Origin of the sequence: Spongiibacter marinus, from assembly GCF_016906995.1 — a bacterium.
In the GTDB taxonomy this organism is placed as follows: Bacteria; Pseudomonadota; Gammaproteobacteria; order Pseudomonadales; family Spongiibacteraceae; genus Spongiibacter; species Spongiibacter marinus.
Map to the genome: position 1 here is coordinate 119223 of NZ_JAFBBD010000008.1, position 15023 is coordinate 134245.

Annotated in this window: 14 protein-coding genes; 3 read left to right on the plus strand and 11 right to left on the minus strand. The window is 55.5% G+C overall.

All coding sequences use genetic code 11. The features are described 5' to 3' along the window. Positions 1–41: 41 nt before the first annotated feature. From HNR64_RS13265 to HNR64_RS13285, 5 genes are all read right to left on the minus strand, one after another. Positions 42–806 (minus strand): putative porin, encoded by a 765-nt coding sequence (locus HNR64_RS13265; protein WP_275587365.1) that lies wholly within the window; start codon positions 804–806, stop codon positions 42–44. 220 nt (positions 807–1026) lie between these two features. Next, positions 1027–1677: a class II aldolase/adducin family protein gene (locus HNR64_RS13270; protein ID WP_204996927.1), complete on the minus strand. Its 651-nt coding sequence runs from the start codon at positions 1675–1677 to the stop codon at positions 1027–1029. A 2-nt stretch (positions 1678–1679) separates the two neighbouring features. Then, complete coding sequence (gene htpX / locus HNR64_RS13275; RefSeq protein WP_204996928.1) at positions 1680–2567, minus strand: protease HtpX; 888 nt, start codon at positions 2565–2567, stop codon at positions 1680–1682. A gap of 84 nt (positions 2568–2651) precedes the next feature. Further along, the gene (locus HNR64_RS13280; RefSeq protein WP_204996929.1) at positions 2652–2936 is read right to left on the minus strand and encodes a hypothetical protein; all 285 of its coding nucleotides are present in this window, start codon (positions 2934–2936) and stop codon (positions 2652–2654) included. A 168-nt stretch (positions 2937–3104) separates the two neighbouring features. Beyond that, positions 3105–3590 (minus strand): DnaJ domain-containing protein, encoded by a 486-nt coding sequence (locus HNR64_RS13285; RefSeq protein ID WP_204996930.1) that lies wholly within the window; start codon positions 3588–3590, stop codon positions 3105–3107. Between the two features lie 124 nt (positions 3591–3714). On the opposite strand from HNR64_RS13285, the gene HNR64_RS13290 reads away from it, so the two are divergent. Beyond that, positions 3715–4650: a type II secretion system F family protein gene (locus tag HNR64_RS13290; RefSeq protein WP_204996931.1), complete on the plus strand. Its 936-nt coding sequence runs from the start codon at positions 3715–3717 to the stop codon at positions 4648–4650. Here HNR64_RS13290 and HNR64_RS13295 read toward each other — a convergent pair. After that, positions 4625–4807 carry a hypothetical protein gene (locus HNR64_RS13295; RefSeq protein ID WP_204996932.1) on the minus strand — a complete coding sequence of 61 codons (183 nt, stop codon included), beginning with the start codon at positions 4805–4807 and terminating at the stop codon, positions 4625–4627. The genes HNR64_RS13290 and HNR64_RS13295 overlap by 26 nt on opposite strands. A 177-nt stretch (positions 4808–4984) precedes the next feature. Here HNR64_RS13295 and HNR64_RS13300 point away from each other — a divergent pair, with 177 nt between their 5' ends. After that, complete coding sequence (locus HNR64_RS13300; RefSeq protein ID WP_204996933.1) at positions 4985–6148, plus strand: type III PLP-dependent enzyme; 1164 nt, start codon at positions 4985–4987, stop codon at positions 6146–6148. 71 nt (positions 6149–6219) lie between these two features. Here HNR64_RS13300 and HNR64_RS13305 read toward each other — a convergent pair whose 3' ends face one another. The 5 genes from HNR64_RS13305 to speD all read right to left on the minus strand — a co-directional run bounded on the left by HNR64_RS13305 (position 6220) and on the right by speD (position 14155). Continuing rightward, positions 6220–7905: a ShlB/FhaC/HecB family hemolysin secretion/activation protein gene (locus HNR64_RS13305; RefSeq protein WP_204996934.1), complete on the minus strand. Its 1686-nt coding sequence runs from the start codon at positions 7903–7905 to the stop codon at positions 6220–6222. Positions 7906–7961: 56 nt separating this feature from the next. Then, positions 7962–9944, minus strand: a complete 1983-nt coding sequence (locus tag HNR64_RS13310) for an OmpA family protein (protein WP_204996935.1) — start codon at positions 9942–9944, stop codon at positions 7962–7964. 488 nt (positions 9945–10432) lie between these two features. Continuing rightward, a complete protein-coding gene (locus HNR64_RS13315; RefSeq protein ID WP_204996936.1) occupies positions 10433–12697 on the minus strand; it encodes an Orn/Lys/Arg family decarboxylase in 2265 nt (754 codons plus the stop codon). Positions 12698–12852: 155 nt separating this feature from the next. Continuing rightward, complete coding sequence (gene speE / locus HNR64_RS13320) at positions 12853–13707, minus strand: polyamine aminopropyltransferase (RefSeq protein WP_204996937.1); 855 nt, start codon at positions 13705–13707, stop codon at positions 12853–12855. Then, the gene (gene speD, locus HNR64_RS13325; RefSeq protein ID WP_027872911.1) at positions 13700–14155 is read right to left on the minus strand and encodes an adenosylmethionine decarboxylase; all 456 of its coding nucleotides are present in this window, start codon (positions 14153–14155) and stop codon (positions 13700–13702) included. The genes speE and speD overlap by 8 nt, the downstream gene beginning before the upstream one ends. A gap of 214 nt (positions 14156–14369) precedes the next feature. Here speD and msrA point away from each other — a divergent pair, with 214 nt between their 5' ends. Continuing rightward, a complete protein-coding gene (gene msrA / locus HNR64_RS13330) occupies positions 14370–15011 on the plus strand; it encodes a peptide-methionine (S)-S-oxide reductase MsrA (protein ID WP_204996938.1) in 642 nt (213 codons plus the stop codon). Positions 15012–15023 lie beyond the last annotated feature (12 nt).

Below are 15023 nucleotides of genomic sequence, written 5' to 3' on the forward strand. Positions count from 1 at the left end.
AAGGGCTGCGCGAGAGCAGCCCTTTTTCGTTGCGCTAGCGTTTAGAAACGCACTGCAGCGCCGAACATAATGCCGTCGGCGTCAACGTCACCGCCTTGGTCAAAGTACGCAGCCATCAGCTCGACATTTGGCTGGGGGAAGTAGCTTACGTCCAGAGACACGGTGTCAGTGTTGTAGTCACCCACTTCCGTCAGGTCGGCTGACAGGCCAACACCGAGGTCTTTGTTGAAGTAGTAAGTTGCACCCAGTTCGATCATGTGACCGCTGTCATCGTCAGTGTCGACGTAAGACAGTGCCGCGTCATAGGCCAGTGTTGCGCCCTGAGTCAGAGGGTTTACACCGTGAACGGCGACATTGAGCTGGTCGATATCTTCGCCGTCATCGTCAGTAGTTTGGTAGCTAACAACGATGTCGGTGTTGTCATTCAGGTAGGTACCCACACCCACGCCGAATGTATCAGATTCGTCGTCACCGGCTTCAGACTCTTCGTAGGCCGCTTCAATAATCAGGTTGGTATCTGTAACGACACGAACATCAAAGTCGAAGCTGTCTACGTCGTCGGCACCTGCGACATCAGGCTCCAGGCTGTTGTAGCCAAAACCAACAGATGAACTCTTATCCAGGAACGCGGCTTCAGCGTGAGGACCTTTGCTAGTGTCTACAGATTCGAAGTTGTAGCGGCCGGCAACACCCATTACATCGTAGTCAACGGCATCACCCACTTCACCCTGACCGTAGAAAGCGCCCGCTTCCATTTGGTAATCAGCGCTCGCTGCGGCAGCAGCAGTTGAAATGGCGATAGCCAGAGCGTTTTTTTCATGTCTTTCCCCGTTTTGGTTTTACTGTCGGCACCAGTTTGGCCCGTTACATTTCTTGTTGTGTTTATACTGATCAAAGATGAACGCCTTGTTACGGTGCATTACCTGCACGCTATTAGTGCGTCCGAGACTGAGCTTACCACTGTTTTATAGCAGTGCAACAGTCGATGTAAGGGTGAAAGTAAGGCAGATTAAAAATAGCTAGCGACTATTTCAGGCGTTGGCCATAGTGAGAAAAAGCGTTCGTGACCTCAGCCATTTGTTGGTCGCTCAACAGCACGGGCTCACCGCTTTGCAGGCACAGTAAATAGCTTGCTGCTAATGCCTCGACTTCTTTGGCGAGGGCAAGGGCGCGAGTGGCATCGTCAGCGATACAGATCTGCCCGTGGTTGGCCATCAGGCAAGCGTGGCGATGCTCCAGCGTTTGGCAAACCGCTGTCGACAATGCTTCGCTGCCAAACAAGGCGTAGTCGCAACAAGGAATATCGTCGCCGCCAGCAACACTGACCATGTAGTGGAAGGCGGGAATCGGGCGGCGCATGCAGGCCAGCGCGGTAGCGTGGGTGGAGTGGCAGTGCACGACAGCGTTGATATGCGGGTGGCTGCGATACAGGGCCTGGTGCATTTGCCATTCGCTGGAAGGGCGGGGCTGATCGTCCGGCCAGTCGACAAGGCTGGTGGTTTGTTCGGCAACAAAAACGATGTCGTTGTCAGTGGCCTTACCGGCAACGGCGCCGCTGGCACTGATTACCATCCCATCGTCGACCCGCACAGAGATATTGCCCGATGCTCCTGGGCTCAGGCCCGCCGCACCCATTTCATGGAGCGCATCTAACAGGGCGCGGTGGCCGGCAATCACCGTTAGCTACCGTTGCGAAGCGCTTCAATACGCTTCTCAAGCGGCGGGTGGGAGCTGAACAGGGCGGCAAAGTCTTTTTTAGCGCCCGTGCGGATGCCAAACGCGGTAAGTTCGTCGGGCATATCGTTGGGCAAGCCTTGTTGCGCCTGTAGGCGTTGCAGGGCCGCAATCATATCTTGCCTGCCCGCCAGGTGAGCGCCCGCCGCGTCGGCGCGGAACTCGCGCCAGCGAGAGAACCACATGACGATGGTTGATGCCAGAATACCCAACACCATTTCTGTAATGAAGGTGACCACGTAAAAGCCGATGCCGTGACCGCGCTCGGTTTTAAATACCACTCGGTCGACGGTGTGACCAATAATCCGCGCAAAGAACATCACAAAAGTGTTTACGACCCCTTGTATCAGGCTCAGGGTGATCATGTCGCCGTTGGCAACGTGACCGATTTCATGGGCCAGCACAGCGCGAACCTCATTGGGGCGCATTTGTCGCACCAGACCTTCAGAAACCGCCACCAGCGCGGCATTTTTATTCCAGCCGGTGGCGAACGCATTGGCAGCCGGAGAGGGGAATATGCCTACCTCTGGCATGTTGATGCCGGCTTTCTGGGAGAGTTCGGCAACGGTTTCCAGTAGCCAGCGCTCTTCGCTGTTGCGCGGCTGTGTTATTACCTGCGTACGCGTTGAGCGCTTGGCCATCCACTTAGAGATGAGCAGTGATACCAGTGAGCCACTCATGCCGAATACCGCGCAGAAGATCAACAGTGCGCGAAGGTCGAGATCGACATTGTTCGACGCCATGTAGCTGTCGACACCGAGTAAACTCAGCGAAATACTCGCCACGGCCAAAATAGCGATGTTGGTGGCAAGAAAGAGAAAAATGCGCATCATGGTTGCGTGGACCCTCGAATTAAAAACTCTTGGTTTAGATGGGGGGGAGTGCTCTGGGTTTCAAGTATAAGGATGAATTATCGTTTAGTTTTCACCCTCTACTATCGCGCTTTCTGGTGAGTCCACCTCGGTGTCATCGGGAATCGCTGGCCCGGGTTCAACGTCCGGCTGGCGATGCTCATCAAGCGGGCATGCCAGGGCATTGGCGCGCAGCCAGATATCCTTACTGCTTAATTCAAAGACGGTGTTTATCGCCTCGTCGTGGTGCTCGGTTCGGTAAAGCAGTTTTCGGTCTCGGCCGTCCAGCCACTGTTGCTGTTTGCCCAGGTAGTGGCCGTGTTGATTTTGAATAACGAAAACGTTGGTCATGGCCTGTTCCACAGATACAAAGTCGGAGGGCCCCATTTTAGCGCGGCGGTGGGGTGACTCAAGTGCTGGGGAGCCGCGTCCGCCCGGCTGGGGTTTCCGAGCGTGAGTGATTGTGTAGCCGCTACGAGCAAGAGCGAGCCCGCGTCGCACAATTCGGTAGCGTTTTCCTCAGCCCGTTCTTTTATTAAGCAGGACGTCTTTGGCTGCATTCAGTTGGCTGGCGAGGTAGTCGTTTCCGCCTCTGTCGGGGTGCAACTTCTGCATTAGGCTGCGATGGGCGGCGATGATGTCGTCGTCACTAGCGCCTGCCTTCAGCCCCAAAATAGAAAGGGCTTGGGACTCATCCATATCCATTTGGGGTGGTGGCGGTGTGGTGGCGTTTGGCTCTGCCTCACCCTGCGGTTTGTTGCTGATTTTATGATAGATATGCTGCAGCACATACTGTCGCACGAAGGGCATGGCGCCACCAACCAGCCCAGCCAGCCAGTGGACGCGACCGGTTATGGAAAGCAATATCAAGCCGGCGGCGGCCATACTGACTAGCAGGGTGATGTAGTAGGAACGCCGTTGCTGTGGTGGTTTGCTCTGCACTAGCTTCACAAAGCGGTACAGGGCGTAGAGGATGGCGGCGGCGATGAGTAAACGAATGATCATTGTGGTTCCGTTCGCAGTGCTGGCCAGCGGGCGGGCCGATTAAAAACAAGCTGTGGTAGAGTATAGGGCTTTCTCGGCCGCAACCCTACCGTCGCAGCTGCAAACACAATAATTATGGGATGCTATGGGCTCAGCCTCTTCCTCGGCGCAGCGTTTTATGCTGTTTCAGTCGCTGCACACAGCCAGCCAGTCAGGTGACAATAACTGGGATCAACTAATTGCCCTGCTTAGCAAGGGCGAGCAGGCTGCGCACCGCGCTCAGCTCGATGCCTTGGCACAAAAGTTTGCCAGTGGCCAGCAGGTGGTATTAGACGAGCTGCGCAGCGGCGGGCTGTTCCTGGATTGGGAGCTGCGCTTTATGCAGCTGGGCTTGGCGGTCGGGAATTTGGCGAATGTATATCGACGCCTGGCCGAGCATTATCGATTGCTTACCGAGTTTCAGCAGCGCTTTCGTCGCGCGTCACGCCTACCGCTTCTGTTGGTGGGTGGTTTTATTTTGCTGGTGCCCTTACTGCTGTTGGTATCGCGTCAACTGCAGCCGAGTGAGGCGCTGGTGGCAATAGTGTTTGGCCTGGCGCCGTTGGGGCTGTTGAGTGCTATTGCTGCAGGGCTTTGGCATCGCCGTGAGTCGCCGTGTGTGCAGCGTTTTTGTTACCGGCTGCCGGGCATCGGCCGGGCGCTAGCCGGCTATCAAAGTTATCATTATGTGAATCACTTGGGTGAATGTATCGCCGCGGGAATGCCGCTGGCGCAGGCGCTAAAGCAAGCGGCCCGCCGTATGCCCGATAGCCCGGTGAGAGCGCGCTATGAGCGCATTGCCAGTGAGGTGGGCGCGGGAGAAAAGTTCTCTGTCGCTCTCATGAGAAGTGGCGCGTTAGCGGGGGTGGCATTGCCCGCAGCGGGGGCGGGGGATGCTCGGCAAGTGCCGGCGCAATTAAGCCTGGCGATACATCAGAGCTGTGAAGAGCAGTTAAACTTTTGGGCGTCTAGCCTGCCCTTCTTGCTGTTGGGGTTGATCCCCTATTTAGTGGTACTTAATGCCTGGTTTCTTTTGCGGTAAGGGTCTCCAGCTCATCAATATAGTGACGACGGCCGGACAGCTCCTGCTCAATGGCAAATTTTTCGCTAGAATTCTGCCACTCGGCATTTTTAAGCAGCTCCCAAAGCTTGCGGCTGCATAGGTTTTTAACGTCTATCTCAGTATTCTGGTTGTTCACTTTTGTTCTCCTGGCAGCGCTTATTCGCTGCGTTACTTTCCTTTCTTTGTCTTTCTGTTTCCAGCGTGACTAATCATGGCGGCTGTGCATTGCAGTGTTATGACAACCGAGCAACTTGTGTCACTTTGCGCTAGACTGCGCGTTTTTTCGCCCTGTACTCTGGAGAGGCGACCTGCCATGTCTCAACAATTGCTGGCGGCTGCGACTTGGCAGCGCATTCAGCGTTTTTCCTGCGATAAGCCGACGCCGTGTTTGATCTTCGATCTGCCCACCTTGCGGGAAAAGTACGCCGAACTGGAGGGTGCTTTCCCGTTTGCCGATATTTACTACGCCGTCAAGGCTAACCCCGATGCCGATATTATTCGCTGCTTGGACGCACTGGGTGCGAACTTTGACATCGCCTCCATCTATGAGTTGCAAAAACTCCGCGGCTTAAATATCGACAGTGCCCGAATCAGTTACGGCAACACCATTAAAAAAGCCACAGATATTGCCTTTGCTTACGAGCAGGGCGTGCGCCTCTTTGCCAGCGACTGTGAATCGGACATTCGTAAGCTAGCAAAATTTGCGCCAGGCAGTCGAGTGTGTGTGCGAGTGCTAACTGAGGGCTCGGAGACCGCTGATTGGCCCTTGTCGAGAAAATTTGGCTGCCAGCGTGATATGGCCATAGAACTGATCCTACTTGCGCGGGAGCTGGGCCTGGAGCCTTATGGCATTTCATTTCATGTGGGCAGCCAGCAGCGGGATATTAGTAGCTGGGACGCAGCGATTGCGAAGGTGCATTTTATTTTCGACCAGCTCCGCGAGGCCGGGATTGCGCTAAAAATGGTCAATATGGGCGGCGGTATGCCAGCCAATTACAAACAACGCTCGCAGGACTTGCAGACCTACGGTCGCGCCATTGCGCGTTTCTTGGAGGAAGATTTTGGTGATTCGCCCCCTCAAGTGATCATTGAGCCCGGTCGCTCTCTGGTTGCAGAAGCGGGGGTGTTGGTGAGCGAAGTGGTGCAGGTGTCCTATAAATCACACGACTCACTCGACCGGTGGGTGTATCTGGATGTTGGCTTATTTGGTGGCCTTATTGAGGCCCTCGGTGAGGCGATACAGTATCCCGTGTTGTGGGAACTGGACAGTGACGGCGAGGATGAAGTCATTCTTGCCGGGCCCACCTGCGACAGTATGGACATTCTTTACGAGGATCATCGCTATCAGCTACCCGTAAACCTTCAGGAAGGTGACCGCTTGTACTGGTTGTCTACGGGCGCTTACACCACCAGCTATAGTTCAGTGGAGTTTAACGGCATTCCGCCGCTGCGGAGCTATATTTTGGATGCGCCATAAAAAAACCACCGGCTGCTTGGCAGGCGGTGGTTTTTAATAAGACGCCCGGCGAACCGAGCGTTATCTCTATCTTAGAAGGTTAGACGAAGGCGCCAGTAGAAGTCGGCCTCCAGTTCTTCGATAAAGTCATCGTTAACCACATCGTCGTAGATGGATTTGGCGGCAACCAGCTCAGAGTAAAGGAAGTCGCCGTATTCCAGCTTCAGACGCAGACCGGCATCGGCAAGCGCTTGCTCGTCACCAAAGTCGCTGTTGGTATTGTTGTACCAGCTGCCACCGTATTCAGCGAACAGCGAAGGCGTAAGTTTCAGGCCTTCAGCGGCTTTAATGGCCTTGTTCAGCGATACCTTGAGGTGATAACCCTCATCACCAATCAGTACGCCTGGCAGATACGCGCTCATGCTGTCCATGCCACCCAACACAAACTGCTGTTGCTGTGGCAGCTGCTCGTCGGCGAACTGGCCTCGGGCGGTGGTTTTCATGGTTACACCATCGCTAATGCGCTGCTCGTAGCTAAGCGATGGCAGCAGGGCAATGAACTCTGCCGTGCGCGCAGGCGCTACGATGTCGGGTACGGGCTGCCCGGGGTTTTGCTGCTGGTAGGCAGCGCGATATTCGTCGTAGCGGTCAAGAGTACCGCCGTCACCAAAGCCGGCTCGCAGTTTCAACGACGCGTTCAGTCTGGCGGCGTTTTGCTCTTCGCTCTGGAAGCGGTTGAGCGTGTAGCGACCACCCAGCTCGACGACTTGGTAATTTTCGTCGAGTAGCTTCTCGCTGCGACCCTCCTGGTTGATGGTTGAGTCGATGAACTCAATGCGTTCAGTCAGGCTGAACTGCTGCCAAGGCGTGCTGTAAAGCACCTGCTCGCCGCGCAGGCTGGCCTGCAGGATTTCTGCGTCCAGTTCGATACCCATCATTGAGCTTTGGGCAGGTGTACAACCCAGGTTGAGCAGTGGGATCAAGCATGAGCCTGCTGTTGTGACGCGCGCTTGGGGCTCGCGCAGATAGTCAACATAGTTGATATCAATGCCGTAGAGGCCGCTAGCAAAAGGGTGGTCAACGCTGATGCTGACTTGGTTGAGCTCTTCGCCGTCGCGCGATTCACCCAAATCGGTGAAGGCGGTTTGGTAAGAGACCGAGGCCTGGGTGCCGGACTCAAACTTGTGCTTAACACCAGCCAAGCCGAAGTAGCGACCAAGGAAGCGGCTGCCTTTGTTGTTGGCTTCGACGATGATTTCGGTGGCATCGTGATTTTCGATCGCCTTGCGGCTCAGTTGAATGTCGACGGCGTCGTCGCCCTGTTCAACATAGCTGATGTCATAGTCGTAGCCAGCGCGGCGAGAGCGCAGGTCGGCAAGCACTTTAGCACGATGGAACTCGGCAATGCTGAGGTCTGCATCGCCACTCAGGCCTGCGAAATACGGCTGCATTTCTTCGGCGCCGGTCACTTCATTGAGTTTTAGCTGCTTGACTATGATCGCAACGCTGTCGAGCATGCGTGCGTAGTCCACTTTCATCAGCAGGTGGCCATCTTGATAGTAGCGCTTTGCAAGGCCGATAACGGCTTCTGCTGGGGTTTTTGCGCTGGCCAACAACTCGCGCAGATCGCTATCACTCAGGTACTCATTGCCGTAAACACGCACAGTGGTCCCGTTGACGTCAGCTTCTACTACGGTAGCCGACGCGCTTTTTGCCGCTTGCACTTGTGCAACGCTGGCATTGACCGGTGGCATTACGGGTGGCAGATCGATTGCCATGTGATTTTCTCCTAAACTGTATTCAGCAAATTATGGGTAGCGCGATGAACGCGCTATCAATTCAAAACCTTGAGTTCTACGCGGCGATTTTGTGCACGACCTTCTTCGCTGTCGTTGTCGCTGGTAGGTTGACTCTCACCGTAGCCACGAGCCTGTAAGCGCTCGCTTTCAATACCGTGTTCAATGAAATACAGCTGCACAGCAGCGGCGCGGCGGTGTGACAAGTCCATGTTGTAGTCATCGCTGCCCTTGCTGTCAGTGTGGCCAGCAACTTCCAGGCGCTCGGCGCCTGAAGCCTGGATGACCTTGATCGCGGCGTCGAGTGTTGCTACCGACTCTGGGGTCAGTACTGCCTTATCAAACTCGAAGAACACGCCTTCCAGACGCAGCGGTTGCAGGTCGTCGAGGTGGCAGCCATTTGGCAGAACGGCAGCGCCAGCTGGCGTATCGGCACATTTGTCGCGGCTGTCGCAGACGCCGTCGGCATCGGCGTCAGCACACTGGCCGCCATTGAGGCTGTCGGCACCTGCTAAACCAATTAGCGCGGGATTATTGTTGCCGTTGAGGTCGTTGCCATTGTCGATAGCGTCAACATCGCCGCCCAGGGTGTCGTTTAGCAAACCGTTGCCATCGGCGGTGTTGTCATCGTTGTTGGTCAGGGCGTCTTCCAGGCTACCGCCGGTGACATCGCCAATCAGTCCGTCAACAGGGTCGGTAACGGGCTCCAGCAGGTCGGTAACCGGGTCAACAACGGGGCTCAGCGCTCCCAGCAGCGGCTCACCAATTTGGTTGTCGATAACATTGGTGAGTGGGTCAAGCAATGTGTCGACAGTTTCCAGCAGCGGGTCAAGGGCTTCACCCAAGCCAGCCGTGAGGGGTAGCGGTGAGGCTTCACCCGCTTCGGTGCCGCTGTTCGGATCTTCAGGGCCACCCAACAGGTCGTTAACAACACCGTTACCATCGCTGGTGTTGTCATCGTTGTTGGTCAGGGCGTCTTCCAGGCTGCCGCCGGTGACTTCTGCTAACAGGCCATCGACAGGGTCGGTCACCGGCGCCAGGGTATCAAGCAGCGGTTCTGTCACAGGGTTCAAACCGTCTAGCAAAGGCTCTAACAAGGTGTCGTCGAGGGCGTCTGTCACTGGGTCGAGTGTTTTGTCCAGCGCATCAACCAGAGGTGTCAATGCTTTGCCGAGTGGGCCGGTTACTAAGGGAAGCGGTGACGCCTCGCCCGCTTCGGTACCGCTGTTCGGATCTTGCGGGCCACCCAGCAGGTCGTTTACCACGCCATTGCCGTCGCCTGGGTTGTCGCCATTATTGGTTAACGCATCTTCGAGGCTGCCACCGGTGAGGTCGGAAACCAGGCCGTCAACGGGGTCGGTCACGGGCTCTAGTACATCCAGCAGCGGCGTTGTAACCGGGCTCAGGCCGTCCAGGACCGGCTCAAGCAGGGTGTCATCCAGCGCGTCGGTGAGCGGGTCGAGAGTGCTGTCGAGTGCGTCGATCAGTGGAGTGAGCGCTTTACCCAGGGGGCCAGTGATTGCCGGTAGAGGGGAAAGTTCTCCCGCCTCAGTGCCGCTATTGGGATTCTCGTCGGCGCCGAGTAAGTCGTTGACCAGGCCATCACCATCGCCGGGATTAAACATGTCGTCATTCGTGAGAGCGTCTCTCAGTGAACCGCCGGTGAGATCTTCAACAATACCGTCTACGGGTGCCACAATGGGGTCGAGTCCGGTGAGAAGAGGGCTGGTCAACGGGCTCAGAGCGCCCAATAAGGGTTGTGCGAGTTGCTGGTCTATAGTGTCGGTGACCGGGTCTAGCGTGGTATCCAGTGCGTCGACTAAGGGGTTTAAGGACTCTCCGAGGGGTTCGGTAATGGGCCCGAGCAGTGCTGGCAAGTCGATAAGCACGGCTCCTTTACCGTCGTTGCCAATGCCGATGATGCCCAATAGCTGCGCGTTCGCTAACTGGCTGGCGCCAAGGCTGCAAACCGCGGTGGCGATCAGCAATTTGCGTAGCTTAAAACGTGATGGGGGGAACATATCCGTTGCCTCTCTGGTCATTCTGCAGCATGCGCTGCGCTTTAATGTAAAACGAAACTGATATTGCGCCCGCTGAGAATAAGGAGCGAGCAGTCAAAAATTTGTATTTAGCAATCGTTGCTGCCAACAAGTCTTCCTGACGGTGGTGGCACGTGGTGATTCTGGCCAGCGGCGCATTGGGGTAGCGTTGTAATGTATCACCGCAGCTTAGTAAAAGTGTTAAAGCTCTCTCTCTCTACTTTATAAGTATTTTCCGCAGTAATTAAAAGCTTGCCTGTGAAAAATACCGACTTGTGTCGCATATTGTGTGTCATACGCAGCCCAGAATAACTCAGGGCTTGGGGTTTGGGTATTTGTGGAAGGGCGTAATCGCGAAAAAAGCGGTAGCGCCCTGCATACGCTGTGAGTGCGATTATCGCTGCGTTTTGTGACGTAGTGAGGGCGCTGGAGGAATAAGGGCTATCTAAGGTAATAAAGTGTGATCTTTATCACGTTTTATCCTCGTTAATGACGACGTCGACGAAGTAATGATCTGCACCGTCAATGTTTTCTCGCACAAGCCCGTGGCAATCTGTTTCAAAGCCGGGGAAGCGTGAGTTGAAGTCCCTGACAAACTGCAGGTAGCGAACAATGGTTCGGTTGAAGCGCTCGCCGGGAATCAGCAACGGAATGCCTGGGGGGTAGGGCGTTACCAGCATGGCGGTCGTGCGCCCTTCCAGTTCGTCAATGGCGACGCGCTCAATTTGGCGGTGTGCCATTTTTGCCCACGCATCAGCAGGTATCATCGCGGGCTCGATTTTCGAGGTATACATATCCGTTGTGATGCGAGCTAGGTCGTACTCCTTGTATACGCTGTGAATATCGTTGCATAAGTCCCGTAAGCCGACCTTGTCGTATTGCGGATGTTTGCGAGCGAAAGCAGGCATCACACGCCACAGAGGAAGGTTGGCGTCGTAGTCATCTTTGAATTGCTGTAACTCTGTCACCATGGAGTTCCAGCGGCCTTTGGTAATGCCGATGGTGAACATGATGAAGAACGAGTACAGGCCGGTTTTTTCTATGATGATGCCGTGTTCCGCCAGGTACTTACTCACGATCGACGCTGGTATGCCGGTATCGTCGAAGTTGCCGTCGACATCCAATCCCGGGGTGATGATTGTCGCTTTGATTGGGTCGAGCATGTTGAAGCCCGAGTCGATATCACCGAAGCCGTGCCAGCGATCGCCGGAGTGAATCACCCAGTCGTCGCGCTCGCCGATCCCTTCTTCAGCCAGATACTCCGGTCCCCAGACTTTAAACCACCAGTCGTCACCGTGATCGGCATCGACTTTGCGCATAGCGCGCCGAAAGTCGATGGCTTCCAGAATGGACTCCTCGACCAGCGCTGTGCCCCCGGGCGGTTCCATCATGGCGGCAGCAACATCGCAGGAGGCGATAATGGCGTACTGCGGGCTGGTGGATGAATGCATCAAATAAGATTCATTAAAGCGGTGAGTGTCCAGCTTTCTGTGTTCGGCGTTTTGCACCAGAATTTGTGAAGCCTGCGACAAACCCGCTAATAGCTTGTGCGTGGATTGCGTGGCGAAGACCAGTGTGTCATCGGCGCGAGGGCGATCATTGGCGATGGCGTGCATGTTCTTGTAGAACGGATGGAAGGCCGCGTGAGGCAGCCAGGCCTCGTCGAAATGCAGGGTGTCGATGGTCGCGCCGAGGATGCCTTTAATTTCCTCTACGTTGTAGACAATGCCGTCATAGGTGCTCTGTGTGATGGTTAAAATGCGCGGCTTGCGGTCGGCAAAATCACGGGCGAAGGGGTGGTTTTCAATTTTTTTACGAATTTCATCCGGGCAAAATTCGCTTTTTGGAATTGGCCCGATGATGCCGTAGTGGTTGCGTGTTGGCGTGAGGAATACCGGGATCGCACCCGTCATAATAATGCTGTGTAGAATCGATTTATGGCAGTTGCGGTCAACCACCACGATATCGCCAGGCGCGACTACAGAATGCCAAACAACCTTGTTCGACGTCGAGGTGCCATTGGTGACAAAAAACAGATGATCGCAGCCGAATATCCGCGCGGCGTTGTGCTCACTGTCGCTCACCGGCCCGGTGTGGTCGAGTAACTGGCCGAGCTCTTCTACCGCGTTACACACATCGGCACGCAATAAGTTTTCTCCGAAAAACTGGTGAAACATTTGCCCAACAGGGTTCTTCAGGAAGGCAACGCCGCCCGAGTGACCCGGGCAGTGCCAGCTGTATGAGCTGTCGCTGGCGTAATTCATCAGCGCATTGAAAAACGGTGGTGCCAGTGATTCCAGGTACTTGTTGGCCTCGCGAATGATATGCCGGGCAACAAACTCCGGCGTATCTTCAAACATATGGATGAAGCCATGTAGCTCGCGCAGAATCTCATTGGGTAAATGGCGCGAGGTGCGTGTTTCGCCGTATAAAAAAACCGGAATATCGGTGTTGCGATGACGAACAGCCTGCAAGAAATCCTGAATTGCACTCAGCGCGTGACTGGCTGCTTCGTCGCTGCCGTCGCAGAATTCCTCATCGTCTATTGAAAGGATAAAACAAGACGCGCGGCTCGCCTGTTGGGCGAAGGCCGTGAGGTCGCCATAGCTTGTAAAGCCGACGACCTCCATACCCTCGCGGCCGATAGCGTCAGCGAGGTCGCGAATGCCGGAGCCGGAGATATTCTCCGAGCGGAAGTCTTCATCAATGACAACAACGGGAAAACGAAATTTCATAGCGGGTGCTCTTTAAAATATCAGTGCTCGTCGACGGGCGATGCTGTCACTAGACTAGTCGATTTGCAAAAAAAATGAGAGGGCGGCGCGATATTTCAGCGGCCGCCTAAATTTGGCTGGGCCTGCCAGCTGGACGCAGTGGACAGGCCGGGGCTTTAGTCGCCTTTCAATATATTGAGAATATATTGCGGAAGGGCAAAGCTGCCGTGATGCAGGGCCGGCGTGTAGTAGCGGCTGGTGATGCCGCTGTCAGCGAAACGCTGTTGCAGCGTTTCCAGGTCGAGCTCTCGTAAGCTGGGGTCATCGCTGGCCCAAGCGAAAGTCATAATGCCACCAACGTAGGTGGGCACAGCGGCAGCATAGAAGTGACAGTCCGCGAATAAGGGCGAGAGGCGCTGGTGGGTAGTGCGCACTTCCTCGGGTTGCATAAAGGCAACACCGTTTTGCGCAGCGAATACACCACCGGGTTTTAAGCAGCGCTTAATCCCTTCGTAGAAGGGTGAGGTGAAGAGCACCTCGCCAGGCCCGATGGGGTCGGTGCTGTCTGACAAAATAACATCGAACTGGCGGCCACAATTTTGCACGTAGTCGATGCCATCGCCAATGACGATTTCAGCGCGCGGGTCATCGTAGGCACCGCTGGAGTGCCGCGGCAGGTACTCGACACACATATCGATAACCGCTTGGTCAATCTCGACCTGCACGGCGCGCTCAACGCTGGCATGGCGAAGCACTTCGCGAAGCAGGCCGCCGTCACCGCCGCCGATGATCAGCACGTCTTTCGCCTTACCGTGGGCCAAAAGTGGCACGTGGGCGAGCATTTCATGGTAGACGAACTCGTCGCGCTCGGTGGTCTGAATAACGCCGTCCAAGGCCATCACACGGCCAAAATCGACAGAGTCGAAGATGACGAGATGCTGGTGCTCGGTTTTGCTTTCGAACAGCACCTTTTTAACGCGGAATCCTTGGTGGTATCCGCTGTGAAGGGTCTCGTCGAACCATTCAGACATCGTCCATTCTCCCGCGCAGGTTTTCCCCGACCTCAATGCGTGAGGGGGAGAAGGCTTTTTGCAGGATGCCGACAGCTAATTCGGGTTTGGCGTCACCGCACATAAAGACGTCGAAGGCGGCGTAGTCGCGCTCCGGCCAGGTATGTACGCTGATATGAGACTCCGCCAAGACCGCAACACCGGACACGCCGCCGTTGGGCGTGAAATGATGCATATGAATATGCAGCAGGGTTGCACCACATTCTTTAACGCAGTCCAGAAAGGCTTTTTCCATACGGGGGATATCATCGAGATGGGAGGCTCCCCAGAGGTCGATGATCAGGTGTGTGCCGGCGTAGGCAACGCCATCGCGCACGATGAAGTGATCGAGATTTTCATCCGATGCAGTGATCGGGTTAGTCGTGGCAGCGCCCGCCTCCAGAGAAGGCATAAGATCCAAGCTTTTCATCTAGCATAAATCCTCCGCAGGGTTGAAAGAGGCGGCGATTTAAACCGTTTTATTGGCAAATAGCAATAAAAAAACTGGGTGAATTTTAGGCGTTTATTTCAATGTCGGCCAATGTTGCCCAGCGCCAGGGGGCTAGCGGGTTTCAGGGCTAGTCAGGGCCATGTGAATCAGGGCATAGTGGGCCTACCCACAAGTGACTGACAGGAGCATTTTGATGAGTATTTTCGACCGTTTGCGCAAACCCAGTGCGATTCCAGCGGCGGGCGAAGCACTGCCCGGTCGCAGTGAGGAAATGCCTGTGCCGGAGCGGCACACGGTGTTGGGGGCACCGCTTAAGGGGCCGTTTCCCGACCATTTGCAGTCAGTGGTTGTGGGGCTGGGCTGTTTTTGGGGGGCGGAGCGAAAGTTTTGGCAACTACCCGGCGTGTACACCACAGCGGTGGGCTACAGCGGTGGGCATACGCCGAATCCCACCTACGAAGAGGTGTGCTCGGGGATGACCGGCCACAACGAGGTGGTGTTGGTGGTATTTGATCCGGCGGTATTAAGTCTTGATGCCCTACTGCGCTGCTTTTGGGAGAGCCATGACCCGACGCAGGGAATGCGTCAGGGCAATGATGTGGGCACGCAATACCGCTCGGGCATTTATACCTACCAGGACGCGCAGCGCGCTGCTGCCGAGCAAAGCCGCGAGACGTATCAGGAAAAGCTGACCGCAGCGGGCTATGGCGAGATCACGACCGAGATTGTGCCAGCGGGGCCGTTTTATTATGCGGAGGCCTATCACCAGCAATATCTGGATAAGAATCCCGGGGGGTATTGCGGCTTGGGTGGCACAGGTGTGTCGTGTTCGTAGTGGGCTCTGTCG